The sequence below is a fragment of the Citrobacter sp. XY323 genome (assembly GCF_025106035.1).
Taxonomy (GTDB): domain Bacteria; phylum Pseudomonadota; class Gammaproteobacteria; order Enterobacterales; family Enterobacteriaceae; genus Citrobacter; species Citrobacter braakii.
On the sequence record NZ_JANYUK010000015.1, the window covers coordinates 29,244 to 47,686 of the forward strand.

The 18,443-nt window shown below is 53.4% G+C and carries 21 protein-coding genes; 8 read left to right on the forward strand and 13 right to left on the reverse strand.

Features of this window, described 5'->3' with window-relative positions; translation table 11 throughout:
* Positions 1–45 precede the first annotated feature (45 nt).
* The 4 genes from yihX to fabY are packed head-to-tail and all read left to right on the forward strand — an operon-like array spanning position 46 to position 2,931.
* The gene (yihX, locus tag N0B36_RS19900; protein ID WP_016155174.1) at positions 46–645 is read left to right on the forward strand and encodes a glucose-1-phosphatase; all 600 of its coding nucleotides are present in this window, start codon (positions 46–48) and stop codon (positions 643–645) included.
* Positions 639–1,511 carry a virulence factor BrkB family protein gene (locus N0B36_RS19905; RefSeq protein WP_019077938.1) on the forward strand — a complete coding sequence of 291 codons (873 nt, stop codon included), beginning with the start codon at positions 639–641 and terminating at the stop codon, positions 1,509–1,511. Before yihX ends, N0B36_RS19905 begins: the two co-directional genes overlap by 7 nt.
* On the forward strand, positions 1,508–1,945 hold the full coding sequence (gene dtd, locus N0B36_RS19910; RefSeq protein ID WP_003028671.1) for a D-aminoacyl-tRNA deacylase: 438 nt from the start codon (positions 1,508–1,510) through the stop codon (positions 1,943–1,945). Before N0B36_RS19905 ends, dtd begins: the two co-directional genes overlap by 4 nt.
* Positions 1,946–1,989: 44 nt before the next feature.
* Entirely contained in the window at positions 1,990–2,931 is a 942-nt protein-coding gene (gene fabY, locus N0B36_RS19915; RefSeq protein ID WP_003825286.1) for a fatty acid biosynthesis protein FabY, read from the forward strand.
* Positions 2,932–2,948: 17 nt separating this feature from the next.
* Here fabY and N0B36_RS19920 read toward each other — a convergent pair whose 3' ends face one another.
* From N0B36_RS19920 to N0B36_RS19930, 3 genes are all read right to left on the reverse strand, one after another.
* Positions 2,949–3,401, reverse strand: a complete 453-nt coding sequence (locus N0B36_RS19920) for a type II toxin-antitoxin system HigA family antitoxin (protein WP_141876133.1) — start codon at positions 3,399–3,401, stop codon at positions 2,949–2,951.
* Positions 3,398–3,709, reverse strand: a complete 312-nt coding sequence (locus N0B36_RS19925) for a type II toxin-antitoxin system HigB family toxin (protein ID WP_216403621.1) — start codon at positions 3,707–3,709, stop codon at positions 3,398–3,400. Before N0B36_RS19925 ends, N0B36_RS19920 begins: the two co-directional genes overlap by 4 nt.
* A gap of 84 nt (positions 3,710–3,793) precedes the next feature.
* Positions 3,794–4,723, reverse strand: a complete 930-nt coding sequence (locus N0B36_RS19930) for an alpha/beta hydrolase (protein ID WP_259688888.1) — start codon at positions 4,721–4,723, stop codon at positions 3,794–3,796.
* Between the two features lie 204 nt (positions 4,724–4,927).
* On the opposite strand from N0B36_RS19930, the gene N0B36_RS19935 reads away from it, so the two are divergent.
* Both N0B36_RS19935 and N0B36_RS19940 read left to right on the forward strand, forming a co-directional pair.
* Entirely contained in the window at positions 4,928–5,170 is a 243-nt protein-coding gene (locus N0B36_RS19935) for a CopG family transcriptional regulator (RefSeq protein ID WP_016155181.1), read from the forward strand.
* Positions 5,170–5,544 (forward strand): type II toxin-antitoxin system VapC family toxin, encoded by a 375-nt coding sequence (locus N0B36_RS19940; RefSeq protein WP_216403623.1) that lies wholly within the window; start codon positions 5,170–5,172, stop codon positions 5,542–5,544. Before N0B36_RS19935 ends, N0B36_RS19940 begins: the two co-directional genes overlap by 1 nt.
* A 36-nt stretch (positions 5,545–5,580) precedes the next feature.
* Here the strand turns inward: N0B36_RS19940 and fdhE are convergent, their stop codons facing one another.
* Genes fdhE through fdnG form a run of 4 tightly spaced genes read right to left on the reverse strand, consistent with a single transcriptional unit; the run spans position 5,581 to position 11,104 of the window.
* Complete coding sequence (gene fdhE / locus N0B36_RS19945; RefSeq protein WP_003028685.1) at positions 5,581–6,510, reverse strand: formate dehydrogenase accessory protein FdhE; 930 nt, start codon at positions 6,508–6,510, stop codon at positions 5,581–5,583.
* The gene (fdoI, locus tag N0B36_RS19950; protein WP_003028686.1) at positions 6,507–7,142 is read right to left on the reverse strand and encodes a formate dehydrogenase cytochrome b556 subunit; all 636 of its coding nucleotides are present in this window, start codon (positions 7,140–7,142) and stop codon (positions 6,507–6,509) included. Before fdoI ends, fdhE begins: the two co-directional genes overlap by 4 nt.
* Positions 7,139–8,041: a formate dehydrogenase O subunit beta gene (gene fdoH, locus N0B36_RS19955; RefSeq protein WP_003028691.1), complete on the reverse strand. Its 903-nt coding sequence runs from the start codon at positions 8,039–8,041 to the stop codon at positions 7,139–7,141. Before fdoH ends, fdoI begins: the two co-directional genes overlap by 4 nt.
* Before the next feature lie 12 nt (positions 8,042–8,053).
* Entirely contained in the window at positions 8,054–11,104 is a 3,051-nt protein-coding gene (gene fdnG, locus N0B36_RS19960) for a formate dehydrogenase-N subunit alpha (RefSeq protein ID WP_087121869.1), read from the reverse strand.
* Positions 11,105–11,298: 194 nt separating this feature from the next.
* Here fdnG and fdhD point away from each other — a divergent pair, with 194 nt between their 5' ends.
* Positions 11,299–12,135 carry a formate dehydrogenase accessory sulfurtransferase FdhD gene (fdhD, locus tag N0B36_RS19965; protein ID WP_049040549.1) on the forward strand — a complete coding sequence of 279 codons (837 nt, stop codon included), beginning with the start codon at positions 11,299–11,301 and terminating at the stop codon, positions 12,133–12,135.
* A 128-nt stretch (positions 12,136–12,263) separates the two neighbouring features.
* Positions 12,264–12,476, forward strand: a complete 213-nt coding sequence (locus N0B36_RS19970) for a DUF1471 domain-containing protein (protein ID WP_003825262.1) — start codon at positions 12,264–12,266, stop codon at positions 12,474–12,476.
* 56 nt (positions 12,477–12,532) lie between these two features.
* Here the strand turns inward: N0B36_RS19970 and N0B36_RS19975 are convergent, their stop codons facing one another.
* The 6 genes from N0B36_RS19975 to N0B36_RS20000 all read right to left on the reverse strand — a co-directional run bounded on the left by N0B36_RS19975 (position 12,533) and on the right by N0B36_RS20000 (position 18,405).
* Complete coding sequence (locus N0B36_RS19975; protein ID WP_259688889.1) at positions 12,533–14,278, reverse strand: putative frv operon regulatory protein; 1,746 nt, start codon at positions 14,276–14,278, stop codon at positions 12,533–12,535.
* Positions 14,278–15,348: an aminopeptidase gene (locus N0B36_RS19980; protein WP_259688890.1), complete on the reverse strand. Its 1,071-nt coding sequence runs from the start codon at positions 15,346–15,348 to the stop codon at positions 14,278–14,280. The genes N0B36_RS19975 and N0B36_RS19980 overlap by 1 nt, the downstream gene beginning before the upstream one ends.
* The gene (locus N0B36_RS19985) at positions 15,338–16,783 is read right to left on the reverse strand and encodes a PTS fructose-like transporter subunit IIBC (RefSeq protein WP_016155188.1); all 1,446 of its coding nucleotides are present in this window, start codon (positions 16,781–16,783) and stop codon (positions 15,338–15,340) included. Before N0B36_RS19985 ends, N0B36_RS19980 begins: the two co-directional genes overlap by 11 nt.
* Positions 16,784–16,793: 10 nt before the next feature.
* Complete coding sequence (locus N0B36_RS19990; RefSeq protein WP_259688891.1) at positions 16,794–17,240, reverse strand: PTS fructose transporter subunit IIA; 447 nt, start codon at positions 17,238–17,240, stop codon at positions 16,794–16,796.
* Between the two features lie 182 nt (positions 17,241–17,422).
* Positions 17,423–17,746: an AzlD domain-containing protein gene (locus N0B36_RS19995; RefSeq protein WP_259688892.1), complete on the reverse strand. Its 324-nt coding sequence runs from the start codon at positions 17,744–17,746 to the stop codon at positions 17,423–17,425.
* The gene (locus tag N0B36_RS20000) at positions 17,746–18,405 is read right to left on the reverse strand and encodes an AzlC family ABC transporter permease (protein WP_016155191.1); all 660 of its coding nucleotides are present in this window, start codon (positions 18,403–18,405) and stop codon (positions 17,746–17,748) included. The genes N0B36_RS19995 and N0B36_RS20000 overlap by 1 nt, the downstream gene beginning before the upstream one ends.
* Positions 18,406–18,443: the final 38 nt, after the last annotated feature.

Genomic DNA, 18,443 nt, shown 5'->3' on the forward strand with positions numbered 1-18,443 from the left:
CTTTCCCGCTACAGTTATTCATCCACGGCGAATAAGGAGAAGGGCATGCTCTATATCTTTGATTTAGGTAATGTGATTGTCGATATCGACTTCAACCGCGTGTTGGGCACATGGAGCGATCTGAGCCGTGTACCGCTGGCCTCGCTGAAGCAAAGTTTCACCATGGGGGAGGCTTTTCACCAGCACGAGCGAGGTGAAATAACGGATGAAGCCTTTGCCGAGGCACTATGTCATGACATGGCGCTGCCGCTAAGTTACGAGCAGTTCTCTCACGGCTGGCAGGCCGTTTTTGTGGCATTGCGCCCTGAAGTCATCGACATCATGCATAAGCTGCGTGAGCAGGGGCATCGGGTGGTCGTCTTGTCGAATACTAACCGTCTGCACACAACATTTTGGCCGGATGAATATCCTGAAATTCGTCAGGCTGCTGACCATATTTATCTTTCCCAGGATCTGGGCATGCGAAAACCGGAAGCGCGGATTTACCAGCATGTCCTGCAGTCTGAAGGTTTTTCTGCGGAAGATGCGGTCTTTTTTGACGACAACGCCGATAATATTGAAGGAGCTAACCGGTTAGGGATTACCAGTATCCAGGTCGTCGATAAAACGACCATTCCTGACTATTTCGCGAAGTTGTTATGCTAAAAAATGTTCAGCAACAAGCCAGGCACCATACGCGTCCTGTACGGGCCTGGCTGAAGCTACTATGGCAGCGGATTGATGAGGACAACATGACGACGCTGGCAGGGAATCTTGCCTACGTTTCACTGCTCTCATTAGTGCCGCTTATCGCCGTTGTGTTTGCTCTTTTCGCCGCATTTCCGATGTTTTCCGACGTCAGTGCCCAGCTACGTCATTTTATTTTCGCAAACTTTATCCCGGCGACGGGAGACGTCATCCAGCGTTATATCGAACAGTTTGTCGCCAACTCGAACAAAATGACGGCCGTTGGGGCATGTGGGCTGATTGTCACGGCGTTATTGCTAATGTATGCCATTGATAACGCTCTGAATACTATCTGGCGCAGTAAGCGCACTCGTCCCAAAGTTTACTCTTTCGCCGTCTACTGGATGATATTAACGCTGGGGCCGCTGCTGGCGGGGGCTAGTCTGGCGATCAGCTCTTATTTGTTGTCATTGCGCTGGGCCAGCGATCTCAACTCGGTGATTGATGACGTCTTGCGTATTTTCCCTCTGGTGCTTTCCTGGCTCTCGTTCTGGCTGCTTTACAGCATTGTACCGACTACGCGCGTACCCAATCGTGATGCGGTTATTGGCGCCTTTGTGGCCGCCGTGTTGTTCGAGGCCGGAAAGAAAGGATTTGCGCTCTACATCACGATGTTCCCGTCGTATCAGCTCATTTACGGTGTCCTGGCGGTGATCCCCATTTTATTTGTCTGGGTATACTGGACGTGGTGTATCGTCTTGCTAGGCGCGGAAATAACTGTCACTCTCGGGGAATACCGCAAACTTAAACAAGCCGCAGAACAAGAAGAAGCAGATCAACCATGATTGCATTAATTCAGCGCGTAACCCGTGCCAGCGTCACCGTGGAGGGCGAGGTGACGGGTGAAATTGGCCCAGGACTTTTAGTCCTGTTAGGTGTCGAAAGGGATGATGACGAACAGAAAGCGAACCGTCTGTGCGAGCGCGTACTCGGCTATCGAATCTTTAGCGATGCCGAAGGAAAAATGAACCTCAACGTGCAGCAATCAGGTGGCAGTGTGCTGGTGGTTTCACAGTTCACGCTGGCGGCAGATACCGAACGCGGCATGCGCCCGGGGTTTTCGAAAGGCGCTGCGCCCGAGCGGGCTGAAGCGCTGTATGAATACTTTGTTGAGCGTTGCCGCCAACAGGAAATGAATACGCAAACCGGTCGATTCGCTGCGGATATGCAGGTTTCACTGGTTAATGATGGCCCCGTGACGTTCTGGTTACAAGTATGAACCAGCTACCGGTGTGGCCGCGGGCAACAAGAGAGAATACGACTATGTATCACCTTCGAGTACCGCAAACAGAAGAAGAGTTGGAGCGTTACTACCAGTTTCGCTGGGAGATGTTGCGTAAACCGTTGCACCAGCCCAAAGGCTCCGAACGGGATGCCTGGGACGCGATGGCGCATCACCAGATGGTGGTGGACGAAGAGGGAAATCTGGTCGCGGTCGGGCGTCTGTATATCAATGCGGATAACGAAGCCTCCATACGCTTTATGGCCGTTGACCCCTCTGTGCAGGAGAAAGGGCTGGGCACGCTGATGGCGATGACCCTGGAGTCTGTGGCGCGTCAGGAAGGGGTAAAGCGCGTAACCTGTAGCGCCCGTGAAGATGCGGTCGAATTTTTCGCCAAACTGGGGTTTGTGAGTCAGGGCGAAATTACCACGCCACAAACCACGCCGGTGCGCCATTTTTTGATGATTAAACCCATCGCAACGCTGGATGACATTCTCCATCGCGGGGACTGGTGCGGACAGCTACAGCAAGCCTGGTACGAACATATTCCATTGAGTGAGAAAATGGGCGTGCGCATTCAGCAGTACACCGGGCAGAAATTTATTACTACGATGCCAGAGACTGGCAATCAGAACCCGCACCATACGCTGTTTGCCGGAAGCCTGTTTTCACTGGCGACGTTAACGGGCTGGGGGCTTATCTGGCTGATGCTGCGCGAGCGTCATCTGGGGGGGACGATAATCCTCGCCGACGCGCATATCCGATACAGCAGGCCAATTACCGGGAAACCTACCGCTATTGCCGATCTGGGCTCGCTGAGCGGTGACTTGGACCGTCTGGCAAGAGGCCGCAAGGCGCGCGTTCAGATGCAGGTCGGGGTGTTTGGCGATGACACGCCGGGCGTCGTATTTGAAGGTACCTACATTGTGCTACCCGCGAAACCGTTTGGCGCATATGAAGAGGGCGGGAATGAGGAAGAGTAGGTCAGAGGGGATCCTCTTTACTCGATGAATGCGTCTGCCGGAAGGTTAAAGCGTTCTGCGAGCATTTTAATATGACTTACAGTCAGTGCTCTGCGACCATTCAAGATGTTGCTGACATTGGATTTTGAACCAAGTTCGTTGGCAAGATCTGCTGCTTTGAGACCATATTGATCCATGAGCGTACGCAGTAACGCAACGCCATGAGGAGTATGTTCCAGTTGTTGGTTGAGGGCACTGAACTCAGGCGCATGTTTTTCGTAGTCGCGGATCCGAGCTGAAAGCAGCTCAAACAACGGGTTTTCCAGGTCGTCACGATCAACCAGAAACTCCACCAAAGCGAGTGCTTTTCGGTACTCTGTCTCATTTTGTTCTTTGCCTAACAGGGGGATTTTTTTCACTGCATCGGTAAAGGTATCGATCATCAATTTTACACTGGCTGTGTCTATCTGATGGCTTTCATGCGTTCTCATTCTTTTTGACCCCGATAGTATGTGGTTAGTCTGTCATACTCGGCATGGTGAACGATATGCTTCACAAATACCTTTTGCAGTTTGAAATCAATATAGGCAATAAGTCTCAAGCAGTTACCTGAAACATTAATCACCCACCATTTATTTCTGTATTTAAAATTATCCAGTGAAGGTATGTACTGCTTCATCTCTTCAGGAGTGTGGAACATTTTTTTCTCTAAAATATTCAGCAAATCAACGAGTGCTGCCATGTGGTTTGGAAAACGGAGTATTGCCTCGTTGAAAGGTTTTCGGCTGATAACATGCATGGTGTAGTTCCATTACAAGGTTTTCAACCTGAAAACAAAATAACGCAAGGCAATTAAGTTTTCAAGATGAAAACAAAAGATTAATCAAGCATGTCTTCCTGATACAGGATTTACGACGCGCCAGGCCACATCTCGCATAACATTTCGTGCCGCCTGGCTCACTCCTGCCAACTGGAAAAATCCGTGGATAACGCCAAGATAGCGTTGGCAGGTGCACTCCACGCCCTGCTCCAGGAACCGTTGATACAGGGCCTCACCCTCATCGCGCAGTGGGTCGAATTCGGCTGTAATGATGTGCGTGGGCGGTAGACCGTTGAAGTCTTCACGCCAGACAGGGCTGGCTTCGGGATGCCGCAGGTCGGTTTGCGGCAAATACATCTCGTAGCCCGAAAGCAACGTGTCACGCGTGATAATGTAATCCTGCCCATTTCGGTCGTAGCTCTCAAACCTGGCGGTTGCGTCCAGCATCGGGTAAATCAGCATTAGCTGCGCAGGTTGCCATTGATTGGCAGCTTTCAGGCGCAGTGCGGTGACCAGCGCCAGATGCCCGCCCGCGCTGTCGCCAGCAAGCGTAATTCTGCCGCGATCGACACCCAGTTTCTGGGCATACTTCCAGATAATATTGGCTCCCGTTTCAGCGTCGTTATGTGCAGCCGGGAAAGTATGCTCTGGTGCAAGGCGATACTGCACCGCAATGACTCGACAGCCGCTGTACCAGGCGAGCTGCCTTAGCTGGTTATCATGCGTCGCGAATCCGCCACTAACAAAGCAGCCACCGTGATAATAGATAACGCAGGGGAGATTTCCCGTGGCGTCCCGCGGCGAAACAACGCGAAATGTCATTGCATCGAGTTCAATATCTTCAACCTGTACGCGGGTTTCAGTTTCTCCTGCCAGTACCGTGCTGGCAATGTAGCCTGCTCTCCGTTCATCAATATTTTGCTCGCGCGAAGAAGGGCGTCCCGCTGCGATAAATGCCTCAACCAGCTGTGCAATCCCGCTTTCCAGTGCCATTTATTATTTTCCTTATCTGTATGGATATACAGTTTTATAACCTGGATAGCCACGAATGAGAATGGGAAAAGTGACGGGTGTACGATTCTGGAAAGCGGCTCGCAAAAGTAAAAATCGTTCGCGTGAAGGCTATTTTCTCGCTTTTCTCGGGTGTATGTTGTGTGGAAATTAATCGCCAATGATATACTGGAGGTATATGTGAGTATGATGGCTGGGATGGATATGGGCAGAATTTTACTCGATTTATCAGACGAAGTGATCAAACGTCTTGATGATCTCAAGGTGCAGCGTAATCTGCCGCGGGCCGAGCTTTTGCGGGAGGCTGTTGAACAGTATCTTGAGAGGCAGGATCAAGCTGAAACGACAATTTCACGTGCTCTTGGGCTATGGCAAGGTTGTGAGGAAGATGGCGTTGATTATCAGCGTAAACTCCGTGAGGAATGGTAATGGTCACAGGATCTGCGCTTTTTGATACCAACATCCTCATCGACCTGTTTAGCGGGCGAAGTGAAGCAAAACTAGCGATAGAAACATGGCCGCCGCAGAACGCAATCAGCCTCATTACATGGATGGAGTTGATGGTGGGCGCAAAAAAATATCATCAGGAATCTCGCACACGCGTTGCGCTAGGCGCTTTTAATGTGATCGGTGTTTCACAGGATATTGCTGAACGAAGCGTGAGTATCAGGCAGGAATATGGGATGAAATTGCCGGATGCCATCATTTTGGCCACTGCGCAGATTCATCGTCTTACACTGGCTACGCGTAATACCAGGGATTTTGCAGGCATATCCGGCGTGGTCACACCGTATACGTTATAACCCGGGCGACCTGCGCCGCCCGGTAGTGCGAAGAACTTACTCCCCTTCACCCGGGAACAGGAACGGGTTGATGGAGCTGCGGGCAAAGCCCTCTTGCTCCATGTGTGCGTCCAGCATCAGTGAAGCGAGATCGTCGGCTACGGCCTCGACTTTCGGGTCTTTTTCCTGATAGAGAATCTTCAGGTAAGTCCCGCAATCGCCGCAGCTTTCAGCTTTAATTGCCGCCTGTTCGTTATCCAGCGACCAGTAGTTCAAATCACGGCTCTGCTCGCAGTTGCTGCACTTCACGCGCACCACGTGCCACTCGGTTTCGCACAGGTTGCAGTGCAAATAGCGCAGCCCCTGAGTGGTACCGATTTGCACCATGCTGGAGACCGGCATTGAACCACACACCGGGCAGTACTGACGCTGTTCGCCGTATTCCGCACGGGCTTTGCCGGGGATCAGGCTCGCCATCTGCGCCCAGTAGAGCGACAGGGCAGCCCAAATGAACGGTGCTTTGTCGCTGCTGACGGAGGCGAAATCGGAGGCAAACAGCGCGCTGGCCATCAGTTCCAGCTCCTGCTCCGAGGCTTTTTCCAGATTCTCGATTACGGCCAACGCAGGGCCGCTCATTTCCGGCTTCAGCTCAGCAATTAGCGATTGCAGCAGTTTTTGCCAGTGCTTGTCGCGTGGCAGAACGTGGATATCCAGTGGCGGTTTGCCCTGATCGTTCGCTTCTTTGATGCGAGCGGTCAGATCCATCTGCAGCGGATGGTCGTACAACACCACTTCCTGCGCGTGAGCGATCAGCGCGGCAAAACGCAGGTAATCACCCAGCGGGTTGTTCTCGGCCAGCTCGCGCAGACGTTCAGCGCGGCGGTTATACAAATTTTTGAGTCTGGGGAATAATAACGGCGGAATCATATCCGCCGTGCGTTTCTCGCTCTTCTCCAGCTCATCTTGCGGGATTATGCGAATACTCATTCAGATGACTTTTCCTGTTTCTGGCGGACTTCACGGTACCAGCGCGGGTGATGTTTCTTCGCCCATGAGCTGGTAACCCATCCTTCCACCATCGCGGTAATGGTGCCTTTCACCCAAAGGGCGGCGTAAATGTGCACCATGATAACCACAATTAACGCTACTGCGGCAAATGAATGCAGCATTAACGCGAATCGGATCACCGGGATTGAGAAAGCAGGCGCAAAATACGGACGCCAGATGACCACTCCGCTCACCAGCAACAGGACCAGGAAGATAATCGCCGCCCAGAATACGCATTTCTGGCCGAAGTTATAACGTCCCGTGTCACCTACTTCCTCGTTGACGACAATCTTACGAATATTCTTCGCCCAAAAGATATCATCCCGATTGATTAGATTGTGGTGCCAGTAACGGAAAAACATGATGATAAACGAGGCAAACATGATCACGCCGACAAACGGGTGCACAATTCGCGCCAGTTGCGGCGTGCCCATGATGTGCATCAGCCAGTTAAAAGACGGGAAGAGAAAACCCATCCCGCTCACTGCCGCCAGAATGAAACAGAAGGCGGTGATCCAGTGGTTGATGCGTTCCGGCGCCGTGTAGCGCACGATGGTGTCACGTCGTTTCATTTGCGCACCTCGTCTTTTTCTTCATGCAGATTGTCTTCTTCCTCTTCCGCACGGTTCGGGCCTACGCCGACGTAGTGGAAGATACTGGCCGCAAATGTCGCTGCAAAGCCGACGGCTGCGAGAGGTTTCCAGATGCCTTTCCAGAACTTCACGGTGGCGCTGATTTCCGGGTTCTCCGGCAGACCGTGGTACAGATTCGGCTTGTCCGCATGGTGCAATACGTACATCACGTGCGTACCGCCAACGCCTGCCGGATCGTACAGACCCGCGTTTTCGTAACCACGCGTTTTCAGCTCCGCCACGCGCTCACCGGCCAGCGTTTTCATCGACTCTTTGGTGCCGAAATGAATAGCGCCGGTTGGACACGTTTTCACGCAGGCTGGTTCTTGTCCGACCACTACACGGTCAACGCACAGCGTACATTTGTAAACGCGGTTGTCTTCCGGGTTGAGGCGCGGCACGTCGAACGGGCAGCCCGCGATACAGTAGCCACAGCCGATGCACTGCTCGGACTGGAAGTCGACGATACCGTTGGCATACTGAATGATTGCTCCTTCGGCCGGACACGCCTTCAGGCAGCCCGGATCGGCGCAGTGCATACAGCCATCCTTGCGGATTAGCCACTCCAGTTTGTCGTTTTGTTCCACTTCCGAGAAGCGCATTACCGTCCAGGATTTAGCGGTCAAATCAGCCGGGTTGTCGTACACCCCAACGTTGTTGCCCACTTCATCACGGATGTCGTTCCATTCTGAACACGCCACCTGACACGCTTTACAGCCGATACAGGTGGTGACGTCGATAAGCTTCGCCACCTCTTCCTGATGGTCCCGCGCCTGAGGTGCGGGGGTGAAACCGTTAGTGGCGGAACGACGAATGATGTCTTGCGATTGATAAGCCATAGGTCGTCTCCGTTACACCTTTTCCACGTTCACGAGGAAGGACTTAAATTCCGGCGTCTGCGTGTTCGCATCACCGACGAATGGCGTTAACGTGTTAGCGATAAAGCCTTTTTTCGCCACACCTTCGTAGCCCCAGTGAATCGGGATTCCGATAGTGTCGATATCCTGACCGTTGGCCTTCAACGTGCGAATACGTTTGGTCACCACCGCTTTGGCTTTAATGTAGCCACGGTTAGAGGAGACTTTGACGGTATCGCCATGAGAGATACCGAGCTTATTCGCCAGCTTCTCGCCAATTTCCACAAACTGCTCCGGCTGGGCGATAGCGTTAAGCAGCGCATGCTTAGTCCAGTAGTGGAAGTGCTCGGTCAGACGGTAGGTCGTACCGACGTACGGGAACTTATCCGCTTTACCCAGTGCTTCCGCGTCACCTTTAAAGATACGTGCGGCAGGGTTAGAGATAACGTTCGGGTGCAGCGGGTTAGTCCCCAGCGGCGTTTCAAACGGCTCGTAGTGTTCCGGGAACGGACCTTCTGCCATCTTATCGATAGCAAACAGGCGTCCCATCCCTTCCGGCTGCATGATGAACGGCCCAACGTTGCTGCCCGGCGCGGCGGCACTGTAGTCTGGAATATCCATCCCGCTCCATTTCGCCCCGTCCCATTTCAGGATCTGACGTTTTGGATCCCACGGATTCCCCTGCGGGTCAGCGGAGGCGCGGTTATACAGAATGCGGCGGTTGAGCGGCCACGCCCATGCCCAGCCCAGCGTATTGCCAAGGCCTGACGGATCGGCGTTATCGCGACGTGCCATTTGGTTGCCTTCCGGCGTCCAGCTACCGGCAAAAATCCAGCAGCCGCTGGAGGTGGTACCGTCGTCACGCAGTTGGGCGAACGAGCTAAGCTGTTGGCCTTTCTTGACGATAACGGCACCGGTGGCCGGGTCGGTAATGTCGGCCAGGGCTTTACCGTTGCTCTCCATCGCCACTTCTTCCGAAGCCGGTTCGTGTGGGGTGGAGTAGTTCCAGGTCATGCTCAGTACCTGTTCCGGGTTCGCGCCACCCTGTTCGGCATACATCTTGCGCAGACGCAGGAAGATACCGGCGAGGATTTCACCATCGGTAACGGCAATCCCCGGGGCATCCGCACCTTTCCAGTGCCACTGCAGCCAGCGACCGGAGTTGACGATAGAACCGTTCTCTTCGGCGAAGCAGGTGGACGGCAGACGGAAGACTTCGGTCTGGATTTTCGACGGGTCAACATCGTTCGACTCACCGTGGTTCTGCCAGAAGGTGGAGGTCTCTGTGTTGAGCGGGTCGATGGTGACCAGGAACTTCAGTTTGGATAGCGAAGCCACCACCTTGTTTTTATTCGGGAATGATGCGACCGGGTTAAAGCCCTGGCAGATATAGCCATTCACTTTGCCCTGGTTCATCATCTCGAAGTACTGCAGGACGTCGTACCCTTTATCCCACTTCGGCAGCCAGTCGAAGCCCCAGCTGTTTTCCGCTGTCGCTTTATCGCCAAAGAAGGCTTTCATCATCGAAACGAAGAATTTCGGGTAGTTGCCCCAGTAGTTCACCTGGCCTTCCAGCAACGGTTTTGGCGTGTTGGCGGCAAGGTAAGTTTGCAGGTCAGTTTGCTTCTCGCTTGGCAGCGTCATATAGCCCGGCAGGCTTTGTGACAGCAGACCTAAGTCGGTCAGACCCTGAATGTTAGAGTGTCCGCGCAGGGCGTTAACGCCGCCGCCTGCCATCCCCATATTACCCAGCAGCAACTGGATCATCGCCATGGTACGGATGTTCTGCGCACCAACGGAGTGTTGCGTCCAGCCCAGTGCGTACAGGAACGACGCGGTTTTATCTGGGCGGCTTGTTTCTGCGATGTACTCACAGACCTTCAGGAAGTCGGCCTTTGGCGTACCGCAGATATTTTCTACGACGTCCGGCGTGTAGCGGGAGACGTGCTGTTTCAGCAGGTTCCATACGCAGCGCGGGTGTTGCAGGGTGACATCGCGTTTGGCGAAGCCTTTTTCATCCAGTTCGTAGTTCCAACTGGTTTTGTCATACTTGCGTTTGTCCGCGTCGTAGCCGGTAAACAGGCCATCTTCGAAACCGTAATCCTCACGCACGATCAGGCTGGCGTTGGTATAGGCTTCAGTGTATTCGCGGTTGAATTTTTCGTTGTTCAGCAGGTACAGCAAAACGCCTGACAGGAAAGCAATGTCAGTACCGGAACGAATCGGAGCATAGAAATCAGCCACCGCCGCGGTTCGCGTAAAGCGCGGATCGATAACAATCAGCTTCGCGCCGTTGTGAATTTTGGCTTCCATCGCCCAGCGGAACCCGACCGGGTGAGCTTCAGCGGCGTTACCGCCCATCACCACAACGAGGTTGGCGTTTTTAATGTCGACCCAGTGGTTGGTCATCGCACCGCGACCAAATGTTGGAGCAAGACTTGCTACCGTTGGTCCGTGTCAGACGCGTGCCTGGTTGTCGACCGCGAGCATACCAAGCGCGCGGGAGAATTTTTGTGTTAAATAGCCGGTTTCGTTACTGGAAGCGGAAGCACACAGCATCCCGGTGGAAAGCCAGCGGTTAACGGTTACGCCTTCGGCGTTTTGTGCAACGTAGTTAGCGTCGCGGTCTTCTTTCATCAGCTTAGCGATGCGGTCAAATGCCTCATCCCAGCTAATCTGTTGCCACTTATCAGAGCCAGGTGCGCGGTATTCCGGGAATTTCAGGCGGCTTTCAGAGTGGATGAAGTCCACAAGTCCTGCCCCTTTCGGGCACAGTGCGCCACGGTTCACCGGGTGATCCGGGTCCCCTTCGATATGGAAGATGGATGCTTTGGCGTTTTTTGCTCCGTCACCGAGACTGTACATTAACAGTCCACAGCCAACGGAACAGTAAGTGCAGGTGTTACGGGTTTCGCGGGTGCGCAGCAATTTATATTGCCGTGTTTCCGCTAGCGCTACGCCGGGTGCAAAGCCCAGTGCCGCTGCCGTGGTGCCTGCCATACCGCCAGCGCAGATCTTAAAGAACTGCCTTCTGCTGACCTGCATGGTTCGCTCCTTGTTTCGACATTGTCACGTTCCCTTCGTTTTCCTATAACGCGAACGCGAGGGAAGTGGTTGTTATTTTTCTTTGCGGACGGGACCGCAAAGGTCCAGAATTGGGTGAATTTCCCTCCGTCCAGGAGGGGTTTGTAAAGAATACCACAATGTTGGTATGCGTGTTCCAATACGGTTAAAAGAAAGTGAATAAGATTATTCAAGAAAACATCAAGAATGTGACATCTCCGACAGGATCTCGTCAGTTGACCCTCTGGAAGCGCGAGGACTTGCAACATCCTCAGCCAGATGAGGTAGCTGAAGAAGTGCCTGTGGCGCTGGTATACAACGGGATCTCACACGTGGTGATGATGGCATCACCGAAAGATCTTGAGCACTTTGCGATGGGTTTTTCACTTTCTGAAGGCATTATTGAGTCCTCGCAAGATATTTACGGGATGGACGTGGTGCCTTCCTGCAACGGATTAGAAGTGCAGGTTGAACTGTCCAGCCGGCGCTTTATGGGGCTGAAAGAGCGTCGTCGCGCACTGGCCGGTCGGACTGGCTGCGGTGTTTGTGGCGTGGAACAACTTAATGATATTGGCAAACCGGTCCAGCCGCTGCCGTTTACCCAGACATTCAATCTGGCGCATCTCGATAACGCCTTAAGGCATCTCCCTGATTTCCAGCCTGTTGGGCAACTGACAGGCTGCACGCACGCGGCTGCCTGGGTACAGCCGTCAGGTCATCTGGCGGGCGGGCATGAAGATGTTGGACGTCATGTTGCGCTGGATAAACTGCTGGGACGACGTGCGATCGAAGGGGAAACCTGGCAGCAGGGCGCGGTATTAGTCTCCAGCCGCGCCAGCTACGAGATGGTGCAGAAGTCGGCAATGTGCGGCGTGGAAATCCTGTTTGCTGTTTCTGCGGCGACAACGCTCGCTGTGGAAGTTGCCGAACGCTGTAACCTGACGCTGGTGGGTTTTTGCAAACCGGGCCGGGCGACGATTTATACACATCCCGAGCGTCTGATAACTGAGTAACCAGTGTTCAATTAATTTGAATAAGACTGGCAAATCCTTCCGCTTTTAGTTGTGCGATGAGATGGCTATTATTTATCACATCAAGGCACGGTGCCTTAATAAAACAACTAAGTTAAAGGGTTTATATCATGAAAAGCATCAAAACTTTTGTCGCAGTTATCGCTCTGGCTACTTCTTTCGGTTCTTTCGCTGCTCAGACAGTTACCGCAACCGGTTCTACACTGGAAAGCGCTGAAGCAAAAATTGCCGCTCAGGCTGAACGTGCAGGTGCCAGCGATTATAAAATCACTCAGGCATACACCGGCAACCGCGTGCACATGACCGCTGAACTGCTGAAATAAGATACCTCAGTACTGTCGAAAGAGCGCCCTTGAGGCGCTTTTTTCATTTCCGGTATTCACTGCCTGAGCAATTCGATAAACGCGTTATAGTCTTTCAATCCCGCAATAGTTTCTGCCGGATGGCTGCTCAGCACGCTGGATAAATAACTGAAGATTTTTAGCTCATGCCGCGCCTCGGCGGCGGCACAGGCGATCAGGACATGGCTGACCGGTTCGTTATTCACCAGAATAGGGTGTGCGAGGGTAATAAAGAAACCACGAAAGCGACGCTCCTGTTCGCTCCAGCAATGAGGAATCGCCAGGCGATTCACGATCAGGTTTTCACCTTCATGCTCCCGGGCGCAAATGCGCAGCGCTTCGTCCTCGGTGATATGGCTCTGTGCCACAAGCTGGTCGCAGATCCGGCCGATGATACTCTGCCAGCTTTCGGCCTTCATATTGGCGTAATGGAAGCTGCCCGGCTGTAAAAAGAAACGTTCGGGCTGCTGGCGGATAAAGGCCGTCGCGAGGAAGTGTTTAATCTGCTCGGTACCCGCAGAGGTGATGATATTCTTGATGGTTAAGGTATTTTTTATAGATTCATCAAGTAAATAGTGACTATTGTTGATGATTAACAGTGGGGTGATTTCTTCACTGATGGCGCTGACTTCACTCGTATTTCGCGCAATGATCACCCGACAATTCAGAACATCTCGCTCAATGGCCTGTTGGTTGATGGTGGCGATAGCATTCTGGTCGGATAACAAAATGACCGGCTGGCGCTCGTTTTGATGGCGCTCCAGGGCGCAGGCGAAGTAAAGCCCGATGAGGTCGCTATCGAACAGTGGGATATCCAGTTTTTCACGCAACAGGGCAATAAAACGCAGACTCAAATCGAAGGCGGCAGGCCAGGTCGACTTCAGGTTGTGCATACTGCTCTGGCGATGTTCTGGTACCCAAACCGGGGCAGAGACGCATCTCAGCAGGTGGCCGGTAATATTATCAACCAGTTGGGTATCGATAACGTTCAACGCAGCGATGCCGGGAACGCTTTTTAACAACAAGGTCACCGCATCGGCAGAAATTGTCATTGCCTGCCGTTGTCTGATTTCCAGAAGGCCGATCAGTGTTCTGAAGGCGTTCTCGCCCAGGTAGACTCCTCCTTGTTCCACCGCATTTTTCAGTGAAACATACCGACACTCCGGCCATGATCCGGAGAGCTGGTTACGCAGGGCATAGACGGCCAGCACCAGACTTGCCAGGTACTCTCCCGAGATGAGCGGGAATTCATTAAGTTTTTCACATGCTGCATTGAGCCTGTCGATATTGTCCCGGGTAATACCCGGCAGTGGAATTAAGAGGGGATCTTTTTTAAGCAGATTCGCCAACAGGATAATGCGCTTTTCTTCTGGTTCATCAATGAAATGACCGACGCCCGGGCGGCTGGCAAGACAAAAGGCCCGCTCATAGCGCTGCTTCAACCGTGGGAGACGATCGGCCACCCAGGTTTCAGGTAAATTGAGCGCCGAAGCCAGCTGTACACGCGGTGTAAAGGTATTGAGCAGAAGAAAGGCCAGCAACCGGTCATCATTATCATGGCGTTGCAGAAGCTGAAAATAACCGCGTCTGTCGACAATTTCCAACTGATAGCCCGCACTGCCACCGGGCTGAATGCGGGCCTTACCGCTGAGGGTAAAATTGAGGTAGTCAATATCGCGCAGGATGGTTCTGCCTGAAACGCCAGTTTGCCGCGCCAGGTCGCCCAGCAAACACGGCTGCTGTTCAAGAAGATCCACCAATTTTAACTGGCGTTCCGAAAGCATTAACTCTCCCGGCGAAAGTCAGTAAACGCGCGGACCTTTTCGGTCGACAGCGAGGTGAGCAGTTCGTGCACCAGCGTAAACAGCGCGTCGTAATCCGATGCGGAAATCATGCCGCTGTTGGCGTGGAGATAGCGCGTCGGCAGGCATAGCGCCGCCACCGGACGACCGCCGCCCATAACGTTATAGCGTCCACCGTCCGTCGCCCCGGTTTTCATGATGCAAAACTGCAATGACGCGCCGCTGCTTTCTGCACACGCTTTTAATGTGGCAACCAACTGCTGATTAGGGAAATAGCGCTTATCGAACAGCATCAGCCCTGGGCCCTCGCCAAGCTTGAGTGGGTATTTAATGCCGTCGATTCCGGGCACATCGCCCGCAACCGCAGTATCCAGCACGATCACCACATCGGGCTTGATATGCTCCGCTGAGGTTTGCGCCCCGCGTAGACCCACTTCTTCTTCCACGCTGCCCACGCCGTACAGGGTAATTTCAGGGTTATCCACGGTTTGTAAAAGCTCGGTCATCAGGGCGCAGCCGACGCGATTATCCAGCGCTTTGCCGACGATCTTATCTTCGCCCCAGCGAGCGAAATTGGCTTCCGGGCTAACGAAATCACCGATCGCAATTCCGCGGTTTTCTACTTCTTCGCGGCTGTTGGCGCCAATATCGATGAACATTTCGTCAAATGTCAGAGGTTGCTGTTTCTGCTTTTCCGTTAAGGCGTGCGGTGCCACGGAGCCGATTATGCCAGGGATTTTGACGCCCTTGCGGGTGCGGATGGCGACCCGGTGGTTCAGCATCGACTGGCTCCACCAACCGCCAATGGTGGTGAAGCGCAAAAAGCCGCTTTCGTCGATATGCGTGACCATAAAGCCCACTTCATCCATGTGACCAACGATGGCAACCTTCGGCCCACGGTTGCCCTTGCGTGCGACAAAGCTGCCGAGGCCGTCAAAAGTGATTTCATCGACGCTGGAATCCAGCGCATTAATGAGAAGAGTGCGAACTTCCTGCTCATCACCGCTGACGGCGCTGGCTTCGCATAACTGCTGAAGTAACTCAATGTTCATGGGCAAGCTCCTGCTGCGCGGCTTTACGTTTCAGCCACAATCCTTTCAGGATGATAATTAACGAAATGTTCAGCGCCAGACCGATAGCCAGCACCAGGTAAAATGACCCCACCGGAGACATCAGGCCAATCAGCGGATCAAAGATACCTAAACCCGGCGCGAGACGTTTGATTCCAAAGGCGATGACCAGCATGCCGGTAATACCACCGGAGAGCGTATTGGCGGTAATCATCGGCAGCGGCGCGGCCAGCGCATAGGGGATTGCCGGTTCGGTGGCGACGGTGGCACCCACCACAATCGCACTGCTGGCGGCGGCCTTCTCCTGCTGGGTAAACAGTTTTGGCGCTAAATAGGTAGCGATACCTGCCGCGACGGGCGGCATCAGCGCCACCACGCCGACGATGGCGTACCAGTCATAGATATGTTTTTCCAGCAGTGAGAAGCAGAAGAACCAGGCCGTTTTATTGATTGGCCCGCCCATATCAAATGCCAGCATTGCGCCAACGAGGAAGGCTGCGCCCATTTTCATTGATGGCGGAATGGTGTTCAGGAAGTGCAGCAGACCCCCCATGATGTCGGACATCACCGGGCCGATGACGTAATAAGTCAGTACGCCAAACACCAACAAAGTGACAAACGGAATCAGCATGGAGCCGAGCAGCGGCTGCAACGCTTTGCCGAGCCGAACCTTGCGAAACCAAAGCACAAAGTAGCCAATTGCCAGCCCGAGTACGACCGCGCCGAGAAACCCCGCGCCGGACTGGGTGCCGAGTAGGCCTTTATCGTTCGCCAGGTAACACACCAGAAACGCCGGGGCAAAAGCGGGCTTATCGGCAATCGACCACGCGATGTATGCCCCCATAATGGGGATCATAAAGGTGAAGCCCAGATAGCCGATGGATTCAACAACCCAGGTGAACGACGGCGCACCTTTCGACATATCGGCATAGGGCAAACCGAACTGCACCAGCATATTAGCGATGGCGACCAGAATACCGCCGCCAATAACAAACGGCAGCGCGGCGGAAACGCCAGCCATCAGGTGGCTCATCACGCTACCGTGCTGGACCTCCTGTTTTCCCAGCTTCACGCTGCTATCAGTGGCAAAAAGTTGTGAATGAGTCGGTAACTGCGTAAAAATCAGGTCGATATTTTTCAGCGCCTGGGAAATGGCTATTTCATAGACTTTTTTCCCGGCGAAACGCGCCCGGTCTTCGCCGCTCAGGCCGCGACCTGTAGCCAGAATAACGTAATCGGCAGCGGCAATTTCTTCACTGGTCAGTCGGTTTTCGACGCCGCTTGAGCCCTGGGTTTCGACTTTAATCGTATGGCTGAGCGAGCGCGCTTTTTGCTCCAGCGCTTCTGCCACCATATAAGTGTGGGCGATACCCGCCGGACAGTTGGTAATCGCCACTAAACGCAAGGATGACTCCATAGCCGCTTCCTTATGAGGTTAAGGTCTGATTGAGCAGGGTGAGTACCTGGTCGGTGTCGCCTTGCTTCAGTTGGTTGATGAAATCTTGATGGATAATTTTGCGGCACAGGGTGCCGATAATTTTGACCTGATCGTCCTCGCCCGTTTGTGGCACGCCGAGGCAGATCCAGCAGTTAACGCCCTCGCCGTCGCTGGCTTTCCAGTCCACTTTTTCTGATTTGCGCGCGAACAAGACGAAGGGGCGTGTGATACAGGCGCTTTTACCGTGTGGGACGGCAATGCCCGAACCAAAGCCGGTGGAATGCAGCTTTTCGCGTATCAGCAGCGTTTGCAGGAAGGCGCTGCGGTCAGAGATGTAGCCATTTTGAAGCGCCATATTCGCCAGTTGCTTGAGGATGGCATAAACGCTATTCCCCTGAATATTCAGGTCAATGCAGTTAGCTGTAAGGGCTGTCATGATGGGACTCCGTTAAAAACTGTTTGATTTGATTTTAACGGTGAGATGGTGAAGAGATGAGCAGCAATATGTCAGCGAGAAGTGACAATTTGAGACAGAGTTAGCGCCTGGTTTTGTGGGGTAAAACACATAACGCTACAGGTGATTACCCTGATGAATATTTCGCCAGGGTAATTATATTCTTAGTGTATGCCCACCATTCGTAACAGCGCGGTTACCACTGCGGCGGCAACGATCACCACGATCAGCGGCACCTTACGCCAGGCGAGAAATACCGCAAAAGCCACGCCGAGTACGCGCGCCATTCCGGCAAAGTGTTCGCCTTCGTAAAAGGTGGTAGCCAGCGCAACGGAGAACAGTAATACCGTTGCGGCGTCGGAAAGCAGCGCCTGCGAGCGTTCTGAGAACGCTAAACGGCTTCCAAGCTTGGCTCCCCCTAAACGCATTAAATACGTTCCCAGAGATAACATGGCGATACCGACGATAAACAGCGTCATGTTGCCCATTATTTTTTCCTCGTCAGTAAGCCAAAGAGTGAGAGCAAAACCGGTAAACCGACCGGCGCAAAGGGAATGGCGGCAAGCGACAACGTGGCGCCGCTACAGGCACGAATCAGCGTAGTGCGGTTTTTGAATGCCGGGACGACCAGAGCCAGCAGAATGGCAGGGAAGACGGCATCCAGACCGATGGTTTCCGGGGCAGGGAGCAGTTTGCCGACGCCTGCGCCGATCAGGGTGCCAACAGGCCAGAAAATTGCGACGCCCAGACCGCACAGCCAGTAGGCGGCTTTACGTTGCTCAGGCGTTTTTTGCGACAGGCCAAAGACCACGCTTTCGTCGTTCATAATATGACAGCCGAGGAAACTGGCAGCCCGGGTGCCTACCAGATCGCGCACGGTGACGCCGAACGGCACGTGTCGGGCGTTAACCAGTAAACCGGCAGCCGCAGCCGCCAGTGGATTACCACCGCTGGCGATAATGCCGATAAACATAAACTCGGACGCGCCCGCCAGCACAGTAATAGAGAGTACAAACGGTACCCACAGCGGGAAGCCGTAGGCCATCGCCAGCGAGCCGTATGACATGCCGACTACACCGACGGCCAGACAGACTAAAAATATTGCTTTTATCGTGTCGCCTTTGAGACTGGAAAAATAATGTTTCATACCGTTTTAGCCATATCGAACGAGTTTCCATTATAATG